Raw genomic sequence first — 24,387 nt, 5'->3', positions numbered from 1 at the left:
AGTGAGCGAAGTCCTGTACGCTTTGCAAAAACCTTTGTATCCTCTGCGTCAAACTTTGAGGCCTCTGTGTTAAAAAAAATAACCACAAAGGTCGCGAAGGATTCGCAAAGTTCACCCATTTTTGTTACATTTTCACATAAAATATTATTATGTAACATAAAAAACTGTTACATATTCACATAAAATGTCATTATGTAACACAAATGCTTTATTGGAATTTCCCTTTTGAAAAAATTCAACTATTTCCCTGGCCGGAAAACTTTGAGTGCTTTGCGGTGAGCTTTGAGTCCTTTGCGGAAAACCCTGAGTGCTTTGCGGTGAAAAAACAATAAACTCACGGTGGCAAAACCTTTTCTACGTTACCGATTGATTCTCAACCACCAAACGCCGCCTATTTTTTTCACTTAATCGATTTCGCTACAGATATTCGGCGCGCGCGGCTACAGTTTGGGAAATTTGCCTAAATTTGTGTTCCAAAGCTGAAAAATACCATTATGACACAAGCAGAGACCACCGCGGCATCGCTCACCTTTGACGATTTCAAGAAAGAAGTGCTCAACGATTACAAAATTGCGGTCGTGAGCCGTGAATGTAGTTTGCTGGGCAGGCGCGAGGTCTTGACCGGAAAGGCCAAGTTTGGTATTTTTGGCGACGGCAAGGAAGTCCCGCAACTGGCGATGGCCAAGGCATTCAAGAACGGCGATTTCCGTTCGGGTTATTACCGCGACCAGACTTTTATGATGGCCATTGGCGAGCTTACGATCGAGCAGTTTTTTGCCGGATTGTACGGCCACACCGACATCAACTTCGATCCGATGACGGCCGGACGTCAAATGGGCGGCCATTTCGCGACGCACAGCCTCAACGCCGACGGTTCTTGGAAAGATTTGACCCAACAAAAAAATTCGAGCGCCGACATCTCGCCTACCGCCGGACAAATGCCGCGATTGGTAGGACTGGCGCAAGCTTCTAAGATTTACCGCGATGTGCCAGGCATCGACACCACCAATTTTTCGAACAACGGGAACGAAGTCGCCTGGGGTACCATTGGCAACGCCAGTACATCCGAAGGGCTGTTCTTTGAGGCCATCAACGCGGCAGGCGTGCTGCAGATCCCGATGGTGATGAGTGTTTGGGACGACGAATACGGCATCTCGGTACACGCCAGACACCAAACCACCAAAGAGAATATTTCTGAAATACTCGCCGGTTTCCAGCGCGACGACGAAAACAAAGGCTACGAAATCATCCGCGTCAAGGGATGGGATTATGCCGAACTGGTATCGGCCTACCAACGTGCCTCGGATTTGGCGCGCGAACAACACGTGCCGGTGCTCATCCACGTGATCGAACTCACGCAGCCGCAAGGCCACTCGACATCGGGCTCGCACGAACGCTACAAAAATGCCGACCGTTTGCAATGGGAAAGCGATTTCGATTGCATCAAACAAATGAAGGAGTGGATGGTGACGTTCAACATCGCCTCGAGCGAAGCCCTCGACGCAATAGACGCGCAAGCCAAAAAAGATGTGCTCGAAGGCAAAAAAGCGGCCTGGAGCGCCTTTACCCAACCCATCAAGGACGAAAAAGCGGAACTCGTCGGCTTGCTCGAAAAGATTGCCGAAAGCAGCATCAACAAGGTGTTTGTACAAAAATACGCCAACGACCTGAACGACATCAAGGAACCGATCCGCAAGGACTTGCTCACCACGGCCCGCAAGGTGCTGCGTATGGTGGCCAAGGAAAACGGGCGCGCCGAACTCGCGGCATGGATCGCTTCGTATACGCAAAAAATACAGCCCAAATTCAGCGCGAACCTGTTTTCGGAATCGGCGCAAAACGTATTCTCGGTGGCCGAAGTACCGCCTGTTTATGCCGACAACGCCGAAGAAGTCGACGCCCGACTGGTGTTGCGCGACAACTTTGACGCCATTTTTACCAAACACCCGAACACAATGGTCTTTGGTGAAGATGCGGGCAATATCGGCGACGTCAACCAAGGACTCGAAGGCATGCAGGAGAAATACGGCGAATTGCGCGTGGCCGACGTGGGCATCCGCGAAGCGACTATCTTAGGCCAAGGCATCGGATTGGCGTTGCGCGGCTTGCGTCCTATCGCCGAAATCCAATACCTCGACTATTTGCTTTATGCGGTACAGATCATGAGCGACGACCTCGCGACGTTGCAATACCGTACGGCGGGCAAACAAAAGGCGCCGCTGATCATCCGTACGCGCGGACACAGGCTGGAAGGTATTTGGCATTCGGGATCGCCCATGGGCATGATCATCAATGCGGTGCGTGGCATCCACGTTTTGGTACCGCGAAACATGACCAAGGCGGCCGGATTCTACAACACTTTACTTGAAACCGACGAACCTGCGCTTGTGGTCGAATGTTTGAACGGCTACCGTTTGAAAGAGAAAATGCCGAGCAACCTTGGCGATTTCAGGACCGCGATCGGTGTGACCGAAACGCTCAAACAAGGCGCCGACATCACGCTCGTGTCCTATGGATCGACGTTGCGTTTGGTGGAACAAGCGGCCAACGAACTGCTCGAGATCGGCATCGACTGCGAAGTCATCGACGCGCAATCGCTGTTGCCTTTCGACATCCACCACGACATCGCGAAAAGCATCCAAAAAACCAACCGTTTGCTTGTGATCGACGAGGACGTTCCCGGCGGCGCATCGGCTTACATCCTGCAACAGGTGGTCGAAGAACAAGGCGCTTATGCCTACCTCGACAGCAAACCGCAGACACTCACGGCCAAGGCGCACCGCCCTGCCTACGGTACCGATGGCGATTATTTTTCGAAACCGTCGGCCGAAGACATTTACGAGAAAGTCTATGCGATGATGCACGAGGTCGATCCCAACAAGTACCCGTCATTGTTTTGATACCTTAACCCTTTCGAGGGTTATTTTTTTGCCCGAATCATATAAACATTACCCGATATTTTACATCGGTTTGTGAGCCAGGCACGGTAATTTTACCGCCATACAAATCGAAAAAGCAAATGCACCAGGGCGACTTAAAGTTTTGATAAAGTAGCCGCTCGGCCCTGCCGCTTTTGAATTTTTGACTATTTTTAGCCTTAAACCGATGCTATGAACGCACTTCAATCGTTGCTTTTCGCACAAACCGATGTCAAGGTGGTAAATGCAAAAACCTTTCTCCCGCTTGATTTGTCGGCCGCGAACCAGGCGATGGATGGCGTCGATGTAACCGATGCCGAAGCATTTGAAAATCATCTGAAAGAAATATTGGCCAACCATGGTGCCGATGCGGCCTTTGGCGGCTACAACGAAACACGTGCGCTGTACAAACGAAGCGCCTTGTTTTATGAATCCGATGCCGAGCAGCGCAACATCCACATCGGACTCGACATTTGGATGCCAGCTGGCACGGCGGTCTTGGCGCCGCTCGACGGTACCGTTCACAGTTTCGATTACAATGCAGGCTTGGGCGATTACGGCCCGACGATTATTTTGGAGCACCAACTTGGGCCGCTTACTTTTTACACGTTGTACGGCCATTTGTCGGTCGAGAGCATTGCCGAGCTTGAAATCGGTGACCGCTTTTTGAAAGGGCAAAAACTGGCCGAACTGGGCGATGCGTCGGTCAACGGCGATTATGCGCCGCACTTGCATTTTCAGATCATCCGCGACATCGGGGATTGGTTTGGCGACTACCCCGGCGTATGTAGTGCCGCAGACCTGGGCCACTATCTGGACAATTGCCCCGACCCCAACCTATTGTTGAAACTAAAATAATGACGATGAGAAGCAAAACCATACTGTTGATTGTAATCGGGCTGCTTGTATTTTCGGGTTGTAAATCGAAGAAAACGGCCACCGCAACCCCGCGCACAACCGTTATCGAAAAAGAAAAAATAGACGAAGCCCAGAAAAGCAAAGCCTACGAAGCTGGCCGACGTATCCTGATGACGTGCAACACCTCTAAATTCAAGCCGTTCACGACTGCCGAAGCCACGCCTACGGTGATCAAAAACACCACGCAGGACCGTCTGACCAAGACGTGTCTCAAATTCAGGCTCAAATACGGCGACTTTCGCGACATCCAACTCGTAGAGGTCATCCGGAACAAATCCGACAAAACCAATGTATACCGATTCAAGGCCTTGTACGAAAAGAAAATCGCCAACAAGGAGCTGCGCGTGACGATGAACGACGAAGACAAAGTCTCGGGCATCAAGTCGCTCGATTGGGTCGATCAATATTAACACCTATGACCACCAAACATTTGTTCGCATGCATCGCCTTCCTTTTTACCCCGCTTGTCATTGGCCAACACATGACACTCAAGGACGGCAACAAAATCCCGGCCACGGCCGAATGGGAATTCATTTGTGAAAACTACGCGCTTACGGGCGTGGCTTTTGTCCAGATCGGCAAGGCCGAGAAAGGCGGATGGCTTCAAATTACCGCAGCGGCGACCGATGCACGGTTTTACATCGGCGGTGTCGTTTATGTATACCTCGACGACCATACGGCGCTGGTGTGTACCGACAAATTGTTGCGGCAAAACAAAGACGGTCAAATGACGGCCTGGTATTTTTTTACCGATGCCGAGATCGCGCGGCTTAAAAAGTCGAACATCCAATCGATACGGTTCAATGTACGCGGCACGGCATCGTCGTTCAGCAGCCAAACGGGGAACTTTACGGCCGTCAATAAAAAAACGTATTTTAGCGTAGGGCAACACAGGCCGCAGGAACACGAAACGGCCGCGGCCCTTTACCAATTGTACCAACCATGAATCCGAACCAACAAATCACGAGGAGTTTTATGCGGGTTTCGCAAGCCACCACGCCGATACGATGGCCAGTTGCTACCATCCCGACATTGTGTTCCACGATCCGGCCTTCGGGACGCTCAAAGGCAAGGATGTGGCAGACATGTGGCGTATGCTGATTGCGCGCAGCAAGGGTCATCTCGAAGTTTCGTTCGCGGATGTCAAGGCAGACGACGTTCGCGGGTCGGCGCAATGGACCGCGACCTACGAATTCAGCAAGACCAAACGCAAAGTGGTCAATGTGATCCATGCCGAATTCGAATTCAAGGATGGGCTGATTGTCCGTCATACCGATTCGTTCAATGTATGGAAATGGAGCGCCCAGGCGTTGCGTTTGCCTGGACTTTTGTTGGGATGGACCGGCTTCTTGCAGCAAAAAATCCGCAAACAGGCTTTGCAATCCTTGCGTGCCTACCAGGCCCGATTAAATTAACAAACCTTTCTAAAAGCCTTAGCGTGCAATTGCTTAAATTTAAGCAAACGACACCGCCATGGCAAAAACCGACGCCTTCCTGCCCTATTTTTGGCTTACCTGGTCCGACGATTTACTGACCAAAAACGAATTGACCGCGCTACAACAGTTCATCGGTATACAGGATTGGTTGACGACAGCCGAGAAAAAACAACTCTACACCTCGATCGATATTACCGCGCCGCCAAGCCGCGACACGCTGGTGGACTGGAAATCGCGCATACACCAAACATTGGCGCAGCACCCAAGAATAGGATCGTTGTTTGACCTGGCCTTTGAATTGTCGGGACGCGACAGCGGCGTACAAAAAGCACAAAACGATTTTCTGCAACTGGCACAGACGCTTGGGCTGCTCGATGGAGAAGTCCTCAAGGAATTCCAATCGCCGCACCAAACGCGCACATCCAGCCACGAAACCATACACCGGTTCGACATCGGTAAAATGACCGAAAGACTTGATGCGGAAACCGCGACCGCCACCCAAAGGGTAAAATCGATCCTTTCGACAATACCTTTCGAATACCATGATGATCGGGACATCGACGCCTACCGGGAAAAAGTGTACGAATGGTGTAAACTTTTGGCCAACGAACAACTCGGCTCTATCGCCTATCCGAAGGCCTACGGCGGGCAAGACGACGTGGCCAGCTACTTTGCGGTCATGGAAGCCTTGAGCTACCACGACTTAAGCCTGGTGATCAAGTTTGGCGTGCAATTCGGGCTTTGGGGCATGAGCGTACAACTGCTCGGTACCGAAAAACACCACCAAAAATACCTCAAAGACATTGGTACGCTAAAACTACCCGGCTGTTTTGCGATGACCGAAACACACCACGGATCGAACGTCAAGGGTCTTGAAACCACGGCCACCTACGATCACCAAAGTCAAACGTTCACGGTGCACACGCCGCATCCCGGCGCGCAGAAGGAATACATCGGCAACGCGGCCAAGCACGGGCGTATGGCCACGGTTTTTGCCAAACTCCTGGTAAACGGCACCGATTACGGCGTCAACGCGTTCGTGGTCCCGTTGCGCGATGCCCAAGGCCAAACGCTTCCGGGCATTGCCATTGGCGATTGCGGACCAAAGATGGGGCTCAATGGCGTCGATAACGGAACGATCCGCTTTGATCAGGTCGTCATTCCCAAGGAAAACATGCTCGATCGGTTTGCGCGCATCAACGACTTGGGCGGGTTCGAAAGCGACATCCCGAGCGACAACCGGCGGTTCTTTACCATGCTGGGAACGCTCGTGGGCGGACGCATCGGGATTCCGCGGTCGGCACTTTCGGCGGCCAAATCGGGCTTGGCCATTGCGATCAAATACGGCGACACGCGACGGCAATTTGGGCCCGATGGCGGATCGGAAACGCCCATCCTCAACTACAGGGTCCATCAGCGCAGGCTGCTGATCCCGTTGGCCCACGCCTATGCGCATCATTTTGCGCTAAGCCATCTTACCGATTGCTTCCTCCAACGCAGCGAGGAAGATCAACAGCAAATCGAAGCGTTGGCCGCGGGCATGAAAGCCATGACGACCTGGTTTGCGCGTGATGCGTTGCAGGAATGTCGCGAAGCGTGCGGCGGCAAGGGCTATCTGTCTGAAAACAGGATCGACGCGCTCAAGAACGACACCGAAATCTACACCACGTTCGAAGGCGACAACACCGTACTGATGCAACTCGTGGCAAAAAACCGACTGGCCGAATTCCGAAAAAAGTTTGGCGAAATGGACGCCTCCGACATGATCGGGTATGTGTGGGACAAGACCAAGACCGCGCTCACCGAGAAAAACCCGATTGCCCGACGAAACACCACCGATGCGCACTTGCTCGATCCTTTGTTCCACCTGCAGGCGTTCCGGTACCGCGAGCACCATTTGCTCGAATCGGCGGCCAAAAGGCTCAAACGGCTGATCGACGACGGCATGGATGCCTACGATGCGTTCAATGTCGCGCAACACCAGATGTTGGCAGTGGCGCGCGCCTTTTTGGAACGGGTGATCCTTGAACAATTCCAGGCCGCGGTGTCGAAAACCAAGGACAAAAAATGTCAGGCCGCAATGGAGAATTTGTGCAAATTATACGCGCTCTCGCAAATCGAAACCAACAAAGGCTGGTACCTCGAAGCCGATTATATGGAAGGCGCAAAAACCAAAGCCATACGAAAAATGGTCAATCAATTGTGTTGGGAATTGCGTCCGGACGCGGTTCCGCTGGCCGAAGCTTTTGCTATTCCCGATGCATTGCTCGCTGCGCCTATCGCGACTAAACCGTAAAGAAATCGGTCTCTACATTCCAGCCGAGCGCGGGATCAAAATACAACTGTCCCGAACGAACCTGTAGCGGACCGTCAAAATTGTTGGTGTACAACCCACCGGTACCCAAACCTTGCGGCATTGCGTTGCCCAACGTAAAAGTAAATTGTGCGATCGCATTCAGCCCGATGTTGCTCTCGAGCGCCGAGGTGATCCACCAGCCAATGTTGTATTTTTTGGCGAGTTCGATCCATTCCAAAGTACCGTGAAAACCACCGATAAAACTGGGTTTGAAAATGAGGAATTGCGGTTGGATTTTTTGCAACAGTTGTTCTTTTTCCCCGAACGTGAACACCCCGATTAGTTCTTCGTCGAGCGCGATGGGAAAAGGCGTGTTTTTGCACAAAACTGCCATACTGTCATGCTGGTTTTTTGCGATAGGTTGCTCTATGCTATGTAGTTTAAATTCAGATAATTGATGTAATTTATCTAAACTTGAATTTACAGAAAAAGCGCCGTTCGCATCGACGCGGATCTCGATCTGGTTTTCGTCGAAATTTTGTCGGATAAACCGCAGCAAACCGCGTTCTTTTTCAAAATCGAGTGCGCCGATCTTGAGTTTGATGCATGTAAAACCATCGGCTATTTTTTGCTCGATTTGTCGTTTCATGAACGCTTCGTCGCCCATCCAAACCAGCCCGTTGATGGGGATGCTTTTTTGACCGTTCGTGAATTCGGACCGAAACAATTCGAAGGGATTTTCGGAAGCCAACGAACGAAATGCCATTTCTACACCAAACTGGATCGATGGAAATTCGCGCAACGCCTCCCAAAGCTTTTCTTCGCCAAGATCGATATTATCGCACGTCCATTGCAGTTTCTGCTCGTAATCGGGGCGGTCGTCGGCACTCAGGCCCCGCAGGATGCCGCACTCGCCTATCCCCTTTTTCCCGTTGTGTTCAAGCACCAAAAACCACGTTTCCTTTTGCGTCATCACGCCGCGCGAGGTTCCCGACGGTTGCTTGAAATCGAGCAGGTATTGGTGGCAGCTGGCTTTCATTTATTTGAACAACGCGAGGATGTTGTCGAAATCACCCGAAGAAAGGCCCGCTTTTTTGAACGCCTCGAAATCGAGCCTTGTGCGTTCCTTCCAGCTTTGGGTATCGGACACATTCTGACCCGCGTACTTGCGGTGGAGTTTCTTGGCCGCACTGTATTCGCCGTTGAACAAATACGCATGCGCCAGATTGAGCTTGATGGCCAGCTCGGTGGCGTCTAGTTTTTCGCCGTCCTTGAGGAATTTGACCGCCTTGTCGTACTGCTTGGTAAACACATACGATTGCCCGATGGCGTTGTAATCGGCGGCGGTAGCCTTGTGGTCGCCCACAATGACCTGTAGCTTGGCGATGGCGTCGGCATAGTTGCCTTGCTTGATGAATTCGGCGGCCTGCTCGCGCAACGCCTCGTAGATTTCGCGCGAGGCGTCGGTTTCGTTGAGACATGCCTTGCCGTAGTCGCGGAACGCCTTGGCCTTCTCGGCAGCCAGCATTTTACTGTATTCCTGGAATTTGTAGTCTTTTTGAAACTTGTCGAGCACGCAAATGCAATAATCGCCCGGATCGGTCAGCCTTTTGGCCAGGTCGGTGGTTTCGCAAATGCCGATGACGGTTTTTTTGTTCTCGGCCGTCCAGCCACGGCTGAGCTTGCGGTCTACCCAAGGCACGACCTCGAGTACGATTTTTTGCTTGAGGATCCAGTTGTTGCTCTCGAACGCAAACCACAGGTTGGTGGACGACGGATTCAAACACGCGAGTTTTTCGGCCGAAAGTACCTTGACCTCTTTGTTGATGGGCGTATCCTGGTACAGACACGCGCGTTCGGGTTTACCGGTTTCCCTGTATTTCTGGGCGTTTTCTGGTGTGGTGAAAATCCCGTAACGGCATTTGTCGTCGCCCGATACTTTGGACAAGATAAACACCGCGCCCGCCGAACCCTGCGAAATACCCGTTGGATCGGGAATCGCCTTGAGCAACGATGCCAAACTGTTAGCCAATTGCTGGTTCTCGTCGAGTATGGTGATGCGGTACACGACCTGTGTGGTACCCACCGGGAAATCCTCGGTCTTGATCACGACGCGGTTGCCTGCGGGAACAACGATCTCGCGTGCGGTGGCGCGGTCTTTGTCCCAATAGCCGTCTTGTTGTGCGAACGAAAGCACGGTGGCGAACAAGGCGAAAAATGTAACTATTTGTTTGGTCATGGTTTGGATGGGGATGCCCTAGCCCCGATTACCTCACCAAACCTTCATTCTTTATAGGTGTTCGGTGAATGCTGCGCATTTGCAGCAAGCGGAAAGCGGGAAAAAGCTCCTAAAAAATTATAAATCGATCGAATCGCCGATGGGCAGCAGCATCAAATCCTTGCCCGCGTCAAAAAATTGGCGTTTGGCCGCGGCGTGGTCGATGACGATGTAACCAAAAGTGTCGTAATGGTAGCCGAGCACCTTGTCGCACTGGACAAAATCGGCGGCGATGAGGGCATCGGCCACATCCATGGTGTAATTGCTGCCGATGGGCAAAATCGCGAGGTCCAGTTTGGTGCGCAGCGGAATGAGCTTCATGTCATAGGTCAGCGCCGTGTCGCCCGCGATGTAGATGTTTTTGTGTTCGCCTTCGATCACAAATCCGCCCGGATTGCCGCCGTAGGTGCCGTCGGGAAATGCGCTCGAGTGGATCGCAGTGACATATTTGACCGTGCCGAAATCGAACTTCCAGCTGCCGCCGTGGTTCATGCCGTGACTCGTAAAACCTTTTTTGGCGTAATAATCGGCGATTTCGGCGTTTGAAACGATGGTAGCGCCCGTGTTTTTGGCAATGGTTTCGACATCGCCGACGTGATCGCCATGCGCGTGCGTAACGAGAATATAATCGGCTTGCAATTCATTGACATTGATGTCCGCCGCCTTCGGATTCTGCGAAATAAAAGGATCGACGATGATTTTTTTGCCGCTGACTTCGATGCCGAGCGCGGCGTGTCCGTAATAGGTAATTTTCATAATTAGCTGAAATGGTTGATGGTCGCGTTGACGATTTGGACGATGATATCTGTGAAGAAATAGATCAGCGACAGTGACAAAATCAGCGAAATCAGGAACGTGCTGATGGCCAGTTTCTTGAGTTCGGGATCGAGCAAACACGGCTCTTGGTTGTTGTAAACGGTTTTGAGGTGTTTGATCAGCGGAATGTAGGCGATGACAAACAAATACATGTCAAAATTGATGTGGCCCGGATCGCCGTCCTTGTACCAATCGAACAGGAACGCAAAAACGAGCATCAAAATCATCGCGCTGACGATCAGGAAATAATGGTATTTTTTGGCTTTGGCGCCGCCGATTTTAACGACAATCGTGTTCTTGCCGACTTTTTTATCCGATTCTTCGTCGCGCATGTTGTTCAAATTCAATACGCCGACGCTCAATAATCCGATGGCGGCCGCGGGCAAAATCAAAAACGGATCGATTTCCTTGAGGTACATGAAGCTGACGCCCAGGGTGCTGACCCATCCGAAGAACACAAACACAAACACATCGCCATAACCGCGGTATCCGTAAGCCGTATTCCCTACGGTGTAGCGTATGGCCGATGCCACGGCAAGCGCGCCCAACGTCAAAAAGAACAGCGAAAAAACCAGGTTGGTGTCCTTGAACGCAAAATAAATCAGCGTGATGGCCGAGAGCATCGTCAGTACGGACGTAAAAATCATCGCGCGTTTCATCGCCGCGGGAGAAATCGCGCCGCTTTGTATCGCGCGTTTGGGGCCTACACGGTCGGCGTTGTCGGTTCCTTTGACGCCGTCGCCATAATCGTTGGCAAAATTCGACAGGATTTGCAACAACAGCGTCGTGGTGATCGCAAACGTAAATATCTTCCAATTCGGGCGTGCCTGCGACATCGCATAAAAGCAACCGAGGATGATTCCCGAGACGGAAAGTGGCAAGGTGCGTACGCGCGCGGCTTCGATCCAGTGTTTCATTTGTGGTGGATTTGGTTATTCGTTAATTTGGTTATTTGTGTCGCGTAATTGGTCGTTCATCATTCATCATTCGCTACATCCAGTTGCTGTCCGAGGTTTCTATTTCGTACAGCCAAAGATTTACATATTGTTTGATGGTCGTAAAATCGCCCAACTGAAAACGGATCGCCCCGCCCGCGGTGTGCAATGTCAAATAACCGATGTCGGCATTTTTGTGCCAGAACAGCTGCGAGACGGCGATGGCCTGTATTTTTTGCGGTTCGATGATCTCGCGCTTGACATCCCACGCGCCGCTTTGCTTGATGATGAAATCATCGGCGATGAAAAGCCTGTAATTGCGGTACCCGAAATACAGCAATGTCATCGCAAAAACGGCATACACGGGCGCAATCCACGTAAATTTCAGCAGGTTCTCTTCGGCCAAAGCCACGACGCCCAAAAATATCCCTAAAGGTAACACTATTGTCGTGACAATTGCAAAAACCAGTTTGCGAAAATTGGGCAACAGCACGGCGCCTTGCTCGGGTATTTTCCCGAAAAGCAATTTGAGCACCGCGTCGCGTTCGGCGGTATTGCATCCCGGGATCTCGACGGCTTGCTTTGATTCTTCGCGTTCGCCCGAGGTCGCTTGTTTGATCTTGAGCTCGAGAATGTCCATCTTTTTCTGGAAATAGTTGCGCGTAACCGAAACGATCTGGACTTTCTCGGGCTTGATGATGGTGCTCTTGGTACTGAACAACCCGAACGACAACAGCAACGATCCGCTTTGACGCGCCACGGTATACCCAAAATAGCGCACCACGGCGCGTACCACGTTGATGACCAGGATCACCGCAACCAGCACAAGCAAAAAGAATCCTATCGATTGCAGCAGCAAGGCGCGGTCGATGTAGCCCGTAAACTGGTCTTCGTCCAGATAACCTTGGTTGGAGAACCGAAGCACATTGTCGTACAGTGTCGCAAAAAAAGCGAGCAGTACGCCCAACGTTCTAATGTAATTGGTCGTCAGCCCGATCTTGAGCAAGCTGAGCATGCTGATTTGGATAAACGGCTTTGCCTGGTGGGTTTCGACGGTTTCCTCCGATGGACCGATGGGTTTACGGCTTTCGTTGTCGAGCAACCGCGCCTTGAGCGCCAACGCGACTTCGTGCGAAATGGCCTTGACCGACACCTCTTTCTCATTGCTCCCTGCCGTATCGACATCGAGCGCATAGACCCCGATGAGGCGTTGTAGCAACGATTGTTTGATGTTGACCTGTTGGATCTTGTACAGCGCGATGGTGGTTTTTGTTTTGTTCAATACACCTTCGGTGATCACAAATTCACCTTGCGCCTCGTCGAGAAAAAACGTGAAATTCCGGTATTTGAGGTAGGCCACGACACCGATCGCGATAAAAACCGCCACCGTCCCGATGGCCAACATCATCTTATCCATTTGGTTGAAACGAAAAATCCAAAGCACCAAAATGGGCCAAAGCGCACGTGCGTATTGCTGGACCGTGTCAAAAAACATGACAACGACCCCAATGGCCGATTGGCGTTGCGGCGCACTGAAATGCTCCATCTACAGTTCTTTTTGGATTTTACCCATGAGCAGTTGCTTGATGTTTTCGGCCTGGGTTTTGTCGATGCCGGGAATCTCGATGTCGCTCGACGATCCGCCGGCGGTAAACACCTGAACCGTGGCGAGCCCGAACATACGCGACAGCCACCCTTCGTGCAAGGCCACGTGCTGCACACGGTTGTACGGGATGACGACCGTTGTGGTGGCCAACAACCCATACCGGTACAACACATCGTGTGTACGGAACGCAAAGGCTTTCTTTCGGAACGCCGTATAGGCCAATGCCACAATAGGGATGATGGACGCGCAAACCACGACCAGCAGTTTGGGCGCGACGGGCCTGAAATCGGGCGAAAACAAAAATCCGAAAACGATGGCCAGCAACACCACCAAAAAAATAAGCCCCCACGTGAGCATCACTACGCGCCAATAACGCGGATGCAACGGCGTCATCTGTACTTCCTCGAACTTGGGAAGTTGTGCGACATCTAAGGTTTCATTGGTAAAATTCTCCATCCAACCAATTATTAATTATCAATTGTTATGGAATCCATTTCTTTTCGAAGTTCGGCTTGCGTTTTTCGAGAAACGCATTGCGTCCTTCGACGGCTTCGTCGGTCATGTAGGCCAAGCGTGTGGCCTCGCCTGCAAAAACCTGCTGCCCGACCATGCCGTCGTCGGTAAGGTTCATGGCAAATTTGAGCATTTTGATCGACGTCGGGGATTTGGCGAGGATTTCCTGCGCCCACGCATAGGCCGTATCTTCCAACTCTGCATGTGGGATCACAGCATTGACCATGCCCATCTCGAAGGCTTCCTGCGCCGAATAATTGCGTCCGAGGAAAAAGATCTCACGCGCCTTTTTTTGTCCGACCATTTTGGCCAAATACGCCGATCCGTAGCCGCCGTCGAAACTCGTGACGTCGGCATCGGTTTGCTTGAAGATGGCGTGTTCCTTGCTGGCGAGCGTCAAATCGCACACCACGTGCAGCGAGTGCCCGCCGCCTACCGCCCAACCCGGCACGACCGCAATCACGGCCTTGGGCATGAAGCGAATTAGTCTTTGGACCTCGAGTATGTTCAGTCGGTGCATGCCGTCGTCGCCCACATAGCCCTGGTGTCCGCGCGCGCGCTGGTCGCCGCCCGAACAAAAAGACCAGATGCCGTCTTTGGACGATGGGCCTTCGGCCGAGAGCAAAACCACGCCAATCGAGGTGTCTTCCTGCGCATCGTAAAACGCCTGGTACAATTCGCTTGTGGTTTTGGGACGGAACGCATTGCGCACGTCAGGGCGGTTGAACGCAATACGCGCCACACCATTGCATTTTTTGTAGGTAATGTCTTCGAAATCTTTAACAGTCTGCCAGTTTATGGACGTCATATTTTGTGCTATTTTAGCGTAAAAATAATCAATTCCATTTACAATAATGAAACAAACCATCATCAATCTCGGGCTGTTGATTGCCGCTTTTTCATCGCATGCGCAAAAGTATGAATTCCAATCGGTTAAAGACATTTCGTGTACACCGGTCATTTCGCAAGGACAAACCGGAACGTGTTGGAGCTTCTCTTCGACTTCGTTTTTGGAGGCCGAAATCATCCGCACGACGGGCAAATCCATCGACCTTTCTGAAATGTACAATGTGCGCCACACCTACCCCAAAAAAGCCTGGAACTACGTAATGCGCCAAGGTCACGCGCAATTTGGCGAGGGCGGTCTCAACCACGACGTGATCGACAGTGCGCGCGATTTTGGTATCGTTCCGCAAAGTGCCTTCAGCGGATTGGTCGGCGGCCAAACCGGCCACAATCACCAGGAAATGGCCAAGGAACTAGAGAAACTCGTCAAGGCCAACGCCGACGTTTCTAGGCAACCGGACGCCAATTGGCAATCGGGCGTCGAATCGATCCTCGAAAAATACATGGGCAAGGACGTGACCGAATTTACGTTCGAAGGCAAAAAATACACACCCAAGGGTTTCCTCGAAATGACCCAACTCGACCTCAACAATTATGTGACGATTACGTCTTTTGCGCACGCGCCGTTTTATCAGACCTTCATTTTGGACATTCCCGATAATTTCTCGAACGGTTCGTTTTACAACATGCCGCTCGACGAATTCGTCCAAAACATTGACAACGCGCTCGACAAGGGCTACACGCTTGCACTCGACGCCGATATCAGCGAACGTACTTTTTCGGGGAAAACCGGTGTGGCCGTCATTCCAGAGCATGCAGACGACGCGACCACCATCTTGACCGAAATCAAGCCTGAAAAGAAAGTGACGCAGGAATTGCGCGAGCAGGAATTCCGCAACTTTAACACCACGGACGACCATTTGATGCACATTGTCGGGAAAGTGAAAGACCAAAAAGGCAATATCTATTACAAAGTGAAGAACTCGTGGGGCAGCGACAATGCGCGTGTGGCCAACGGCGGGTTCGTTTACATGAGCGTGCCTTATTTGCGGTTGAAGGCAATTTCGGTGTTGTTGCACAAGGACGCTTTGGTGGCCAAGACGAAGAAATCTTTGGGTGTTTGATTGGATTTTTCTGTCATTGATTCGAATTTACAGTTTTTCTGTAACGGATGTACGATAAAAAAATGTAGTTTCACTTCAGGGAAGGGGGCATTGGAAGTATATCCCAACAAAATAAAATCGACACTGGATTACAGAAAATCTGCCGAAATTGTTAAAGTTTAGTTTTCAATTTTTAAAGACGAATCACAATAACGAAAAACATCAAAAAAAAATGGGAAGTTGAAGCTTCCCATTTTTTTTATCCCCATTTCACCGACGTCATCGTCAGCGATCCGCCGACGGCCTTGTCGTTAAAGAACGTCGCGTCGTCCTTGCCGTTGCGCAGCGCCATCGCATACAGCAACGGGTAATAATGGTCGGGTGTCGGGATGGCCAGTTTGGCGGCCTGGCTTAGTTTTTCGTAATCGATCAGCGACTGGAAATCGTGGTTGCCGATCCTTTCCTTGAATATTTGGTTCATCTCAATCGCCCAGTCAAAACCATACTCGGGTTCGTTCAATTTATCCCACGCCACCATGCGCAGGTTGTGCACCATGTTGCCGCTGCCAATGATGAGCACGCCTTTCTTGCGCAGCGATTGCAATTGCTTGGCCAATTCAAAATGGTATTGCGGCGGTTTGTTGTAATCGATCGAAAGCTGTAGTACGGGAATGTCGGCGTTCGGGTACATGTGCCGTACGATCGACCAGGTGCCGTGGTCCAATCCCCAGTCGTGGTCGAGCCCCACTTGCGTGGTGGTGAACAAACCCGCCGTGTGCTGCGCCAGTTCGGGACTGCCCGGTGCCGGATACTGTACGGCAAAAAGTTCGTCGGGGAATCCGCCAAAGTCGTGGATGGTCTTGGGATTGGGCATGGCCGTGATGTGCGTTCCGCGTGTGAGCCAGTGTGCCGAAATGACCAGCACCGCCTTGGGTTTTTGGATTTCCCGCCCGAAGCGCGACCAGGTTTGTGAAAATTCGTTGTCGAGTATGGCGTTCATCGGCGAGCCGTGCCCGACAAACAGTACCGGATGCGTCACATCCTCCTCGCCCAGCGATTGGGTCCAGTTGTAAAAAGGTTGCAGTGAAGCCATGGCTATTCCTCCCGTAATGGTTTTGATAAAATCCTTGCGTTCCAAAAATAAAACATTTGTATATACAAATATACAAATCTCCCGCAAACGAATGCCCGGTTGGCAGAAATTTAACGCGCGGTCAAATGAATACCGTCGTCCTTGATTTCGATCAGCCTTTCTTTGTACAACGCACCGATCGCCTTCTTGAACGTTTTTTTGCTCATTTGCAGCACGGCCTTGATGTCTTCGGGATGCGAGTCGTCGTTCAAACGCAAATGACCGCGGTTGGCCCTGAGTTCGGCCATGATTTTTTCGACGTTAGGTTCGACGTTTTCATAGCCTTGCTCTTGCAGCGACACGTCGATCTTGTGGTCGGCACGAATATTTTTGATGAAGCCGCGCAACTTATCGCCCGTACGGATCGAATCGTCGAACACCTCGTCCTTGTACAAAAGCCCTTTGTGTTTGCCGTCGATGATTACGTTTATGCCCAACTCGGTGATGTGCGACACCATCAGGCTTACCTCCTGGCCTACTTCTACGGTCAGGTTTTCGTTGTCGAGGAATTGGTTGGTCTTGCTCGAGGCGACCAATCGGTTGGTTTGCTCGTCGAGGTACAAATACACCAGGTAGCGTTTGCCTTTTTCCATTTCGCGCGCCTGCTCTTTGAACGGCACGAGGATGTCCTTTTCGAGTCCCCAATCCATAAAAGCGCCCACGCGGTTGGTGTAGTTCACGCGCAACAATGCAAATTCATTCAGTGCGATGTAAGGCTTAAGTGTGGTGGCCACCGGCCTTTCCTCGTGGTCGAGATAGACAAACACCTCGATCTGGTCGCCAATGGTGAACTGTTTGGGTATGTATTTGTTGGGCAGTAAAATATCTTCTGACGCATCGCCCGTCCCCAAAAACAACCCCACCTTGGTGTGGCGCAGGATTTCGAGCGTGTTGTATGTTCCGATTTTGATCATGATGGAATTCTCTTTGTGGTTCTTTGCGGTTCATTTCTTTGCTGACTTTGCGGTAAAATTTACCACAGAGACACGAAAGGTTTAGCACAGAGGTGCGCAAAGGTACGAAGTTCAGGGGACTTAAGTGAGCGCCTTGAAATAATCCTTCAAAATCGCATCGTTTTCTTTCTCGGGTGTGAAAACTTCAAGGATGCTTGGTTTTTTGGATTTGTAAAGCGCGGCCATTCCCGCATCCAAACTGTCCGAATCCGTAGCGGTCAGATAGTCGAATTGGTACATTTTGGCCAGATGTTCGGCGGTTAATTTGTGCGACGTTTCGAAATACGTATTGAAAATCTTGTTCTCCTGGTGACCCGGCAAAATCCTGAAGATACCGCCGCCGCCGTTGTTGATCAAGATGATCTTAAAATCCTTCGGGATGTAATTGTTCCAAAGCGCATTGCTGTCGTACAAAAATCCGATGTCGCCCGTAATCAAAGTCGTGGGCTTGTTCGAGGCCGACGCCGCGCCAATGGCCGTAGACGTACTCCCATCTATCCCACTCGTCCCGCGGTTGCAAAACACCGCGATCGACGCATCGGCATCAAACAATTGCGTGTAGCGGATGGCCGCGCTGTTGCTCACCTGCAGCATGGAATCTTTGGGCAATTGCGGGATGATTTGCGCAAAGGCCTTCAAATCAGAGAACGGAATTCCGCCCACGTATTTCTGGTGCGACACCGCGCGCTTTTTTTGGAGCGTTTGCCCCAGCTTAAAGTAATCGCTGTTGACCGTCTTGGTAAACGGCAGGATTTGCGCGAAAAAGTCGTTCGGATTGGTCTCGAAATGGTGCGGCAACACGCCAAACGTATTGTAGGCGCGCAGCGGATCTACATGCCAATGGTGGTCTGGACGGTACTTGCGCAAAAACGCCTTGACGCGCTTGGACACGATAAGACCGCCGAACGTGACCAGGATTTCGGGCTGGAATTCCTTAAAATCTTTGTCCTTGAACGGCGTGATGATTTTGTCGATGCTGTTCAAAAAAGCTGGATGGTGCAGGTTCGACGTCGTTTCGGTCATCACCATCACCGACGGGTCCTTGGCCAAAACTTCGAGGATTTCGTCGTCGATCTCCTGCGGCGCGTTAACGCCCACGAGCACCAGTTTCTTTTTGGCCGCATTCCATATGTTGGTCGACGCGATGATGTCTTCGGGCGAAATGCTCTTGTACCATTTGGCGTTGGCCGAAATGATCGGATCGACCGCAATCTTGCGCGTGGTCTCGTACAACGGCTCCTCGAACGGCACATTGAGGTGCGTCGGGCCTTTTTTGAGCATCGCCTTGTTGATGGCTTCGTTGATGAGCAGGTCGTTTTCTTCCGAAGCGTCTTCGGTCAGGTTCGCATTGAACAGCGAATGGTTCTCGAACACGTTGCGCTGACGGATCGTTTGCCCGTCGCCGATGTCTATTTTAGATTCGGGACGGTCGGCCGAAATCACGATAAGCGGAATCTGGCTGTAGAACGCCTCGGCCACGGCCGGATAATAATTGAGCAAGGCCGAACCCGACGTACACAACAGCGCCACGGGCTTGCCGATTTGCTGGGCGATGCCGAGCGCAAAAAAACCCGCGCTGCGTTCGTCGGCGATGCTGTAACATTTGAAATTGGGATTGCCCGCAAACCCTATCGTCAGCGGCGCATTGCGCGACCCGGGCGAAATGACCACATGATTGACGCCTTTGGCCATACAAATCTGTATCACGCTTTGGGCTAACGGAATCTTGGGATAAATCATCGGCTGTTTTTAAAAGGCGAACAAATTTAGCTACTTTTGGGTAAAGTCTTGTGTTTTTATGGAAATTATCCTGCGCCACGCTACGCTGGCCGATTTGCCCGCCATCCTCGACATCGTCAACCACGCCATCGCCCACACGACGGCCAACTACAGCTACGAACCGCAAACACTCGAAATGCAACGGCAATGGCTACTGGACAAACAACGCAACGGCTTTCCGGTGATCGTGGCCGAGGTTGATAGAGAAATACTCGGGTATGGCGCCTACGGTACCTTTCGTGAGAAAATCGGTTACCAGTACACGGTCGAACATTCGGTGTATGTGGTGGACGGCCACAACGGCAAAGGCATCGGCGGCCGGCTGATGGCCGAATTGATCCGGCTGGCGCGCGCACAAAACCTACACGTCATGGTGGGTGCCATCGATGCGGCCAACGCCCAAAGCATCGCATTCCACAAAAAATTTGGGTTTACCGAAAGCGGGACCATACGCCAGGCCGGGTTCAAGTTTGGCCAATGGCTCGATCTGCTGTTCATGCAACTGATCCTGAAATGACCGCGATGTAATCAGTCGACGAGGTTGAGCGTGATCAACACCGTAATGACGCACAGCAAAACCAGCCCGCACAAGAAGGCGATGTCGGCGATCTTTTCGTACTTTTTGCCCGACGACACATCGTTGCGCATCGACAAATAAGACAAAATACTGCTGGTCAGGAAAATGAAAATGGCCCCGGCGGTGAGTTCGTCGATGACCGATGTTTCGCTGTTGTCGCGCAGTTTGAGCGAAGTCAACACCACAAAACACAACCCCAACAGCGTAGACGACGCATTGAGGATGTGCGGGAAGTTCTCTTTCTGGGACATGCTATTTGCTCTCGATCCACGAGATGATTTGCGGATCATTTGGCTTGACATCCGAAGCGAGCACCTCTACGAGTTCGCCTTTTGGGTTGAGCAGGTATTTTTGAAAGTTCCATTCAACCTTTGAATTCTTCAAACCGTTCTTGGCCCTTTGCGTCAGGAATTGGTATACGGGATGCATCTGCTCGCCCTTGACGGTTATCTTGGCCATCATCGGGAACGAAACGCCGTAGTTTACTTCGCAAAAATTGGCGATTTCACGGTTGCTGCCCGGCTCCTGCCCGCCAAAATCGTTGGTCGGAAATCCTATGATGACAAGTCGGCCCTGGTATTTTTCGTAAAGCGCTTGCAGTTCTTTGTATTGCGGCGTGAATCCACATTCCGAAGCGGTGTTGACGATCATCACCTTCTTACCCGCAAGCTCGCGAAAATCGAAAGTACCGCCGTTGATGCTTTCTACTTGGAATTGGTGTATCGATGCTTTCATGGTTTTGGCTTGGGTTGAGGATTTGGCGCCCGACGACGTCGAAAGCGATTGGGCATTTGCAGTACCACAAAGTACGAACGATGCAATGCCCCATACGATCAGTGTTTTTCTCATGAACCGGATTTTTTATAAAAATAACAAAAAGTTTGGCACCAACCGATGGGCCTAGCCATTTTGTTTGACGCCAGGCCCTTTGAATTTTCGGTAACGCCAGTACACCAACACCGAAAACAATAAAAATCCTGCCAAGATGTAGCCGTAAATCACCGCGTTCTGGCGCTCGCCGCTCGCATACGAATGCAATCCCGAGAGGTGGAAATTCACGCCAAAATACGTCATCAAAATCGACGCAAAGGCCAATACCGCAAAGAAATTGTACGTAAACTTACCGCGCAACGCTGGCACGAATCGCATGTGGATCACAAACGCGTAGACCATGATCGAAATGAGCGCCCAGGTCTCTTTCGGGTCCCAACCCCAGTAGCGACCCCAGCTTTCGTTGGCCCATTGCCCGCCGAGGAAGTTCCCGATGGTGAGCATCACCAAGCCAATGGTCAAGGCCATTTCGTTGATGTAGGTCAGCTCCTTGATGTTGAGTTCCATCTTTTTCTTGTTCTCGTCGTTCACGAACAGCATGAGCAACATCGCGACCAAGCCCAACACCATGCCCAGCGTAAACGGTCCGTAACTGGCGACGATGACCGCCACGTGTATCATGAGCCAGTACGAATTGAGCACCGGCTGCAGGTTTGCAATGGCCGGGTCCATCCAGTTCCAATGTGCAATCATCAGAATCATCGAGGCAACGAATGTTCCCGACGCCACCGTGAGTTTCGACTTGCGCGCCAACATCAACGTAAAGAACATGGTAGCCCACGCTACGTAAATCATCGATTCATAGGCGTCGCTCCAAGGCGCGTGCCCCGAGATGTACCAGCGCAACACCAATCCGCCTGTGTGCAACAGGAAGAAAAACCCGATCAGGATGTGGAAAAAGTTGATGGTCCAACGGATCGGCTTGTTGTCCGAAAAGATCTGTACGATCGCAAAAAGCAACATCAACACGCCCGAAAGCATATACCAGTAGTAGAGTTTCTTGAAGATGTCGTACTTGTTGTAGAGAATTTCGGAATCGATCTTCTCGTCGCTCGGCATCACCTTGGCGCCGTAACGGTGCTGGAATTTGTTGATGCCCTTGAGGTAAAAATCGGCCTCCTTATAATTGCCCGTTTTGACCGCGTTGCCCGCAGCCGTTAAATACAGCGGCAAAATTTGGCGCGTAAACGTCGAATCGATGCCCTTGAGCCCCGCGTGGCTGAGTTGCAGGTACGACACCCATTTGTTGTTCGCGTCGTTCGGGATCGGGAAAATGCGCAGTATGCTGCCGCTAAGCGCCGAATTGAGCAGGTTGACGCGTTTGTCGGCTTCGATGAAATCTTTCTGGAACTGATCCGGGACGGCCGCTTTGTAGGCCGCGTCGAGGTATGGCGACAATTTGTAGTTGCCCCTTTCGTCAAAGAATTTGATGAACGGTGCATATTTGTCGTCCTTGCCGATACCGATGAGTTTGCGGATGCTGTCGTTGCCGCTCTTGAGGTAAATCAGCGGCACCTCGAACCAGGCCGCCGGGTATTGCGTCATCGACAAAAACACCTGGTCGGAATTCATGTCGCCATAGGTGTCTTTTTTGCTGACCTTGCGCAACAATTCCGACGAAAACGTGTTGACGGGTTTCATACGTCCGCCCTCGTCCTGAATGACCAAACGCCCGAACTGCGCGGCGTGCGCCTCGGTGACTTTGTATTTCCCGAGCAACGAATCGATTTCCTTGGCCGTGATGGGCTTTTGCGCGGTGGCCTCGTGGTTGTGCGCGCTGTGGTCGTGACTTGCGTGGTCGTGGCCTTCGTGGCTGTCTTGCGTTTGGGCCGTCGCGCCAAGGCTCAGGAACAACAGCAGCACGCCCATCAGCTTGGCTTTCTTGGCCTTGACCGCATCGAGTTTGCGGCGCAAATCGCCAAAACGCGAATGTTTGGTGAACAGGATCGCGAGCATGCCAAAGAACAAGGCAAAGTAACCGATGTACGTAATCCAGGTTCCCCAATAATCGTGGTTTACCGACAGTATCGTGCCCTTTTCGTCGGGGTCAAACGACGCCTGGAAAAAGCGGTAGCCTTTGTGGTCGAGCACGTGGTTCATGTAAATGCGCGCATCGAATTTCTTTTCGGGATCGAGCACGGTGACCTGGCTTTCGAATGCCGCATAGCTTTTCTCGGTACCCGGATACTTGGTCGCAATGAAATCGTTGAGTTGCACCTGGAAGGGCGTCGTATAGACCTTGCTTCCGAAAAATACGGTAAAATCGAGCCCGCCGATCTTGAGGCTTTGCGGTTCGCCTTGCTTGCCTTTGCCTCCAATGACGGTCACTTCGCGCTCCTGCCCTTGCGAGCTGATGGTCATCGTGATGGCATCGTCGTGTTGCTTGGCCTTGATGTCTTCGTTGGATTTGTAGGCCTTGACGCCCGTAATCGCGGGTTCAGGGAACACGAATTGCGCGCCGCCCACATTGTACAGCGAGCGCATCATGAGCTGCTGTGTCGAATCTTTGACGACCTTACCCTGGAACTGGTCGGCCATACGCATGAATTGGCCCTCGAACGGGGCTTGGATCGTATAGACGCCGCCCGTGGTGTTGATGTTCACCGCGCCCTGCGTAAACTTGTTGAGCGCAAACAGCACGTTGTGGATGTTGGCCACTTCGCCCGATTGAAGAAAGTGTTCGTGACGTGTCCCGCCGCCCGACTCGACCATCTTCAAATACAAGGTACCGTTCTCTTTGGGCTCGACGGTTTCGGTGGCGCCCATGATGTATTTCTTGAATTCGATCTCAAACGGAGTATCGGCAAATTTTTCGCTGACCGTAAAATCGTTGTTGGCCACAGGCGAAAACAACAGCGGTTCTTCAAACACACGGCGTTTGAGCGCGCCCTGGTACTGTCCGTCGACCAGGACCGTCAGGTAGGTTTTGTCGGAATAGATCTGGTTGGCGGCCTCGCCTTCGCGTATCGGCATCATGCCTTCGTAACTGATGTAGCGCGTGACGAATGCCCCGGCGATGATCAGGATGAACGCCAGGTGTAGGATGAGCGTGGCCCATTTCTCCTTTTTGTACAACTGGTAGCGTTTGATGTTGCCGATGAAATTGATCATGAACAACAACATCATGGCCTCGAACCACCTGGTGTTGTAAACCCAAATCCTTGCGGTATCGGTGTTGTAGGCGTCTTCGATAAAAGTCCCCGCAGCCATCGCCGCCGCAAAAGAAAGGAACAAAACCGCCATTAATCGTGTAGAAAACAAAAAGGAAAGTATCTTTTTTTCCATCGAATTGGAATTAAATAAGTGTAGCAAAAGTAATCAAAAAAACGGAATTGGCTTCGGGACAAGGGAGCTTCTATAATGGTATGACATTGGTTTTCAAAACACTCGTAACAAACACTAACATTGTCAGATTATTACAAGAAAATAGCCGTGTCCATATAAAAACTT

General features: G+C 51.4%; 21 protein-coding genes. 8 read left to right on the top strand and 13 right to left on the bottom strand.

From position 1 onward, the window contains the following. Window positions 1–494: 494 nt before the first annotated feature. The 6 genes from BLP55_RS02245 (at window position 495) to BLP55_RS02220 (ending at window position 7,568) form a co-directional block, all read left to right on the top strand. Window positions 495–2,900, top strand: a complete 2,406-nt coding sequence (locus BLP55_RS02245) for an alpha-ketoacid dehydrogenase subunit alpha/beta (protein WP_091140678.1) — start codon at window positions 495–497, stop codon at window positions 2,898–2,900. A gap of 210 nt (window positions 2,901–3,110) precedes the next feature. After that, window positions 3,111–3,776 carry a peptidoglycan DD-metalloendopeptidase family protein gene (locus tag BLP55_RS02240; RefSeq protein WP_091140677.1) on the top strand — a complete coding sequence of 222 codons (666 nt, stop codon included), beginning with the start codon at window positions 3,111–3,113 and terminating at the stop codon, window positions 3,774–3,776. Between the two features lie 5 nt (window positions 3,777–3,781). After that, complete coding sequence (locus BLP55_RS02235; RefSeq protein WP_091140726.1) at window positions 3,782–4,246, top strand: hypothetical protein; 465 nt, start codon at window positions 3,782–3,784, stop codon at window positions 4,244–4,246. A gap of 5 nt (window positions 4,247–4,251) precedes the next feature. Further along, the gene (locus tag BLP55_RS02230) at window positions 4,252–4,782 is read left to right on the top strand and encodes a hypothetical protein (protein ID WP_091140676.1); all 531 of its coding nucleotides are present in this window, start codon (window positions 4,252–4,254) and stop codon (window positions 4,780–4,782) included. A 61-nt stretch (window positions 4,783–4,843) separates the two neighbouring features. Beyond that, window positions 4,844–5,251, top strand: a complete 408-nt coding sequence (locus tag BLP55_RS02225) for a nuclear transport factor 2 family protein (RefSeq protein WP_091140675.1) — start codon at window positions 4,844–4,846, stop codon at window positions 5,249–5,251. 58 nt (window positions 5,252–5,309) lie between these two features. Then, a complete protein-coding gene (locus BLP55_RS02220) occupies window positions 5,310–7,568 on the top strand; it encodes an acyl-CoA dehydrogenase family protein (protein ID WP_091140674.1) in 2,259 nt (752 codons plus the stop codon). Here the strand turns inward: BLP55_RS02220 and BLP55_RS02215 are convergent. From BLP55_RS02215 to BLP55_RS02185, 7 genes are all read right to left on the bottom strand, one after another. Further along, window positions 7,558–8,607, bottom strand: a complete 1,050-nt coding sequence (locus tag BLP55_RS02215; RefSeq protein ID WP_091140673.1) for an o-succinylbenzoate synthase — start codon at window positions 8,605–8,607, stop codon at window positions 7,558–7,560. The genes BLP55_RS02220 and BLP55_RS02215 overlap by 11 nt on opposite strands. Next, window positions 8,608–9,807: a tetratricopeptide repeat protein gene (locus tag BLP55_RS02210; protein WP_091140672.1), complete on the bottom strand. Its 1,200-nt coding sequence runs from the start codon at window positions 9,805–9,807 to the stop codon at window positions 8,608–8,610. A 117-nt stretch (window positions 9,808–9,924) separates the two neighbouring features. Continuing rightward, window positions 9,925–10,602 (bottom strand): metal-dependent hydrolase, encoded by a 678-nt coding sequence (locus BLP55_RS02205; RefSeq protein ID WP_091140671.1) that lies wholly within the window; start codon window positions 10,600–10,602, stop codon window positions 9,925–9,927. A 2-nt stretch (window positions 10,603–10,604) separates the two neighbouring features. Next, on the bottom strand, window positions 10,605–11,579 hold the full coding sequence (gene menA / locus BLP55_RS02200; protein ID WP_091140670.1) for a 1,4-dihydroxy-2-naphthoate octaprenyltransferase: 975 nt from the start codon (window positions 11,577–11,579) through the stop codon (window positions 10,605–10,607). 73 nt (window positions 11,580–11,652) lie between these two features. Further along, on the bottom strand, window positions 11,653–13,143 hold the full coding sequence (locus BLP55_RS02195; RefSeq protein WP_091140669.1) for a PH domain-containing protein: 1,491 nt from the start codon (window positions 13,141–13,143) through the stop codon (window positions 11,653–11,655). Continuing rightward, window positions 13,144–13,659, bottom strand: coding sequence for a PH domain-containing protein (locus tag BLP55_RS02190; protein ID WP_091140668.1), 516 nt, complete (start codon window positions 13,657–13,659; stop codon window positions 13,144–13,146). A 25-nt stretch (window positions 13,660–13,684) separates the two neighbouring features. Continuing rightward, window positions 13,685–14,524, bottom strand: a complete 840-nt coding sequence (locus tag BLP55_RS02185; RefSeq protein WP_091140667.1) for a 1,4-dihydroxy-2-naphthoyl-CoA synthase — start codon at window positions 14,522–14,524, stop codon at window positions 13,685–13,687. A gap of 46 nt (window positions 14,525–14,570) precedes the next feature. Here BLP55_RS02185 and BLP55_RS02180 point away from each other — a divergent pair, with 46 nt between their 5' ends. Next, window positions 14,571–15,686: a C1 family peptidase gene (locus tag BLP55_RS02180; protein WP_091140666.1), complete on the top strand. Its 1,116-nt coding sequence runs from the start codon at window positions 14,571–14,573 to the stop codon at window positions 15,684–15,686. 238 nt (window positions 15,687–15,924) lie between these two features. Here the strand turns inward: BLP55_RS02180 and ygiD are convergent, their stop codons facing one another. The 3 genes from ygiD to menD form a co-directional block, all read right to left on the bottom strand. Continuing rightward, the gene (gene ygiD, locus BLP55_RS02175) at window positions 15,925–16,758 is read right to left on the bottom strand and encodes a 4,5-DOPA-extradiol-dioxygenase (protein ID WP_091140725.1); all 834 of its coding nucleotides are present in this window, start codon (window positions 16,756–16,758) and stop codon (window positions 15,925–15,927) included. A 110-nt stretch (window positions 16,759–16,868) separates the two neighbouring features. Beyond that, entirely contained in the window at window positions 16,869–17,711 is an 843-nt protein-coding gene (locus BLP55_RS02170; protein WP_091140665.1) for a CvfB family protein, read from the bottom strand. Between the two features lie 120 nt (window positions 17,712–17,831). Further along, window positions 17,832–19,490 carry a 2-succinyl-5-enolpyruvyl-6-hydroxy-3-cyclohexene-1-carboxylic-acid synthase gene (gene menD, locus BLP55_RS02165; RefSeq protein ID WP_091140664.1) on the bottom strand — a complete coding sequence of 553 codons (1,659 nt, stop codon included), beginning with the start codon at window positions 19,488–19,490 and terminating at the stop codon, window positions 17,832–17,834. A gap of 58 nt (window positions 19,491–19,548) precedes the next feature. On the opposite strand from menD, the gene BLP55_RS02160 reads away from it, so the two are divergent. Continuing rightward, window positions 19,549–20,046: a GNAT family N-acetyltransferase gene (locus tag BLP55_RS02160; RefSeq protein WP_091140663.1), complete on the top strand. Its 498-nt coding sequence runs from the start codon at window positions 19,549–19,551 to the stop codon at window positions 20,044–20,046. Between the two features lie 11 nt (window positions 20,047–20,057). Here the strand turns inward: BLP55_RS02160 and BLP55_RS02155 are convergent, their stop codons facing one another. Genes BLP55_RS02155 through ccsA form a run of 3 tightly spaced genes read right to left on the bottom strand, consistent with a single transcriptional unit; the run spans window position 20,058 to window position 24,222 of the window. Then, on the bottom strand, window positions 20,058–20,357 hold the full coding sequence (locus BLP55_RS02155; RefSeq protein WP_091140662.1) for a hypothetical protein: 300 nt from the start codon (window positions 20,355–20,357) through the stop codon (window positions 20,058–20,060). 1 nt (window position 20,358) lies between these two features. Next, window positions 20,359–20,955 (bottom strand): glutathione peroxidase, encoded by a 597-nt coding sequence (locus tag BLP55_RS02150; protein WP_091140661.1) that lies wholly within the window; start codon window positions 20,953–20,955, stop codon window positions 20,359–20,361. A gap of 51 nt (window positions 20,956–21,006) precedes the next feature. Continuing rightward, window positions 21,007–24,222 (bottom strand): cytochrome c biogenesis protein CcsA, encoded by a 3,216-nt coding sequence (gene ccsA / locus BLP55_RS02145; protein ID WP_091140660.1) that lies wholly within the window; start codon window positions 24,220–24,222, stop codon window positions 21,007–21,009. Window positions 24,223–24,387: the final 165 nt, after the last annotated feature.

This window comes from Flavobacterium caeni (assembly GCF_900101895.1).
GTDB classification, from domain to species: Bacteria; Bacteroidota; Bacteroidia; order Flavobacteriales; family Flavobacteriaceae; genus Flavobacterium; species Flavobacterium caeni.
The sequence above is the reverse complement of the archived record's forward strand: the minus strand, read 5'-3'. Positions and strand labels throughout refer to the sequence as shown.

Bases quoted from the DNA above. Each gene is read 5' to 3' on its own strand.
- BLP55_RS02205 (WP_091140671.1), bottom strand. From the start codon at position 10,602: ATGAAAATTACCTATTACGGACACGCCGCGCTCGGCATCGAAGTCAGC.
- menA (WP_091140670.1), bottom strand. From the start codon at position 11,579: ATGAAACACTGGATCGAAGCCGCGCGCGTACGCACCTTGCCACTTTCC.
- BLP55_RS02245 (WP_091140678.1), top strand. From the start codon at position 495: ATGACACAAGCAGAGACCACCGCGGCATCGCTCACCTTTGACGATTTC.
- BLP55_RS02220 (WP_091140674.1), top strand. From the start codon at position 5,310: ATGGCAAAAACCGACGCCTTCCTGCCCTATTTTTGGCTTACCTGGTCC.
- BLP55_RS02240 (WP_091140677.1), top strand. From the start codon at position 3,111: ATGAACGCACTTCAATCGTTGCTTTTCGCACAAACCGATGTCAAGGTG.
- BLP55_RS02215 (WP_091140673.1), bottom strand. From the start codon at position 8,607: ATGAAAGCCAGCTGCCACCAATACCTGCTCGATTTCAAGCAACCGTCG.
- BLP55_RS02180 (WP_091140666.1), top strand. From the start codon at position 14,571: ATGAAACAAACCATCATCAATCTCGGGCTGTTGATTGCCGCTTTTTCA.
- BLP55_RS02155 (WP_091140662.1), bottom strand. From the start codon at position 20,357: ATGTCCCAGAAAGAGAACTTCCCGCACATCCTCAATGCGTCGTCTACG.
- ccsA (WP_091140660.1), bottom strand. From the start codon at position 24,222: ATGGAAAAAAAGATACTTTCCTTTTTGTTTTCTACACGATTAATGGCG.
- BLP55_RS02210 (WP_091140672.1), bottom strand. From the start codon at position 9,807: ATGACCAAACAAATAGTTACATTTTTCGCCTTGTTCGCCACCGTGCTT.
- BLP55_RS02225 (WP_091140675.1), top strand. From the start codon at position 4,844: ATGGCCAGTTGCTACCATCCCGACATTGTGTTCCACGATCCGGCCTTC.
- BLP55_RS02160 (WP_091140663.1), top strand. From the start codon at position 19,549: ATGGAAATTATCCTGCGCCACGCTACGCTGGCCGATTTGCCCGCCATC.
- BLP55_RS02185 (WP_091140667.1), bottom strand. From the start codon at position 14,524: ATGACGTCCATAAACTGGCAGACTGTTAAAGATTTCGAAGACATTACC.
- ygiD (WP_091140725.1), bottom strand. From the start codon at position 16,758: ATGGCTTCACTGCAACCTTTTTACAACTGGACCCAATCGCTGGGCGAG.
- menD (WP_091140664.1), bottom strand. From the start codon at position 19,490: ATGATTTATCCCAAGATTCCGTTAGCCCAAAGCGTGATACAGATTTGT.
- BLP55_RS02150 (WP_091140661.1), bottom strand. From the start codon at position 20,955: ATGAGAAAAACACTGATCGTATGGGGCATTGCATCGTTCGTACTTTGT.
- BLP55_RS02195 (WP_091140669.1), bottom strand. From the start codon at position 13,143: ATGGAGCATTTCAGTGCGCCGCAACGCCAATCGGCCATTGGGGTCGTT.
- BLP55_RS02235 (WP_091140726.1), top strand. From the start codon at position 3,782: ATGAGAAGCAAAACCATACTGTTGATTGTAATCGGGCTGCTTGTATTT.
- BLP55_RS02190 (WP_091140668.1), bottom strand. From the start codon at position 13,659: ATGGAGAATTTTACCAATGAAACCTTAGATGTCGCACAACTTCCCAAG.
- BLP55_RS02230 (WP_091140676.1), top strand. From the start codon at position 4,252: ATGACCACCAAACATTTGTTCGCATGCATCGCCTTCCTTTTTACCCCG.
- BLP55_RS02170 (WP_091140665.1), bottom strand. From the start codon at position 17,711: ATGATCAAAATCGGAACATACAACACGCTCGAAATCCTGCGCCACACC.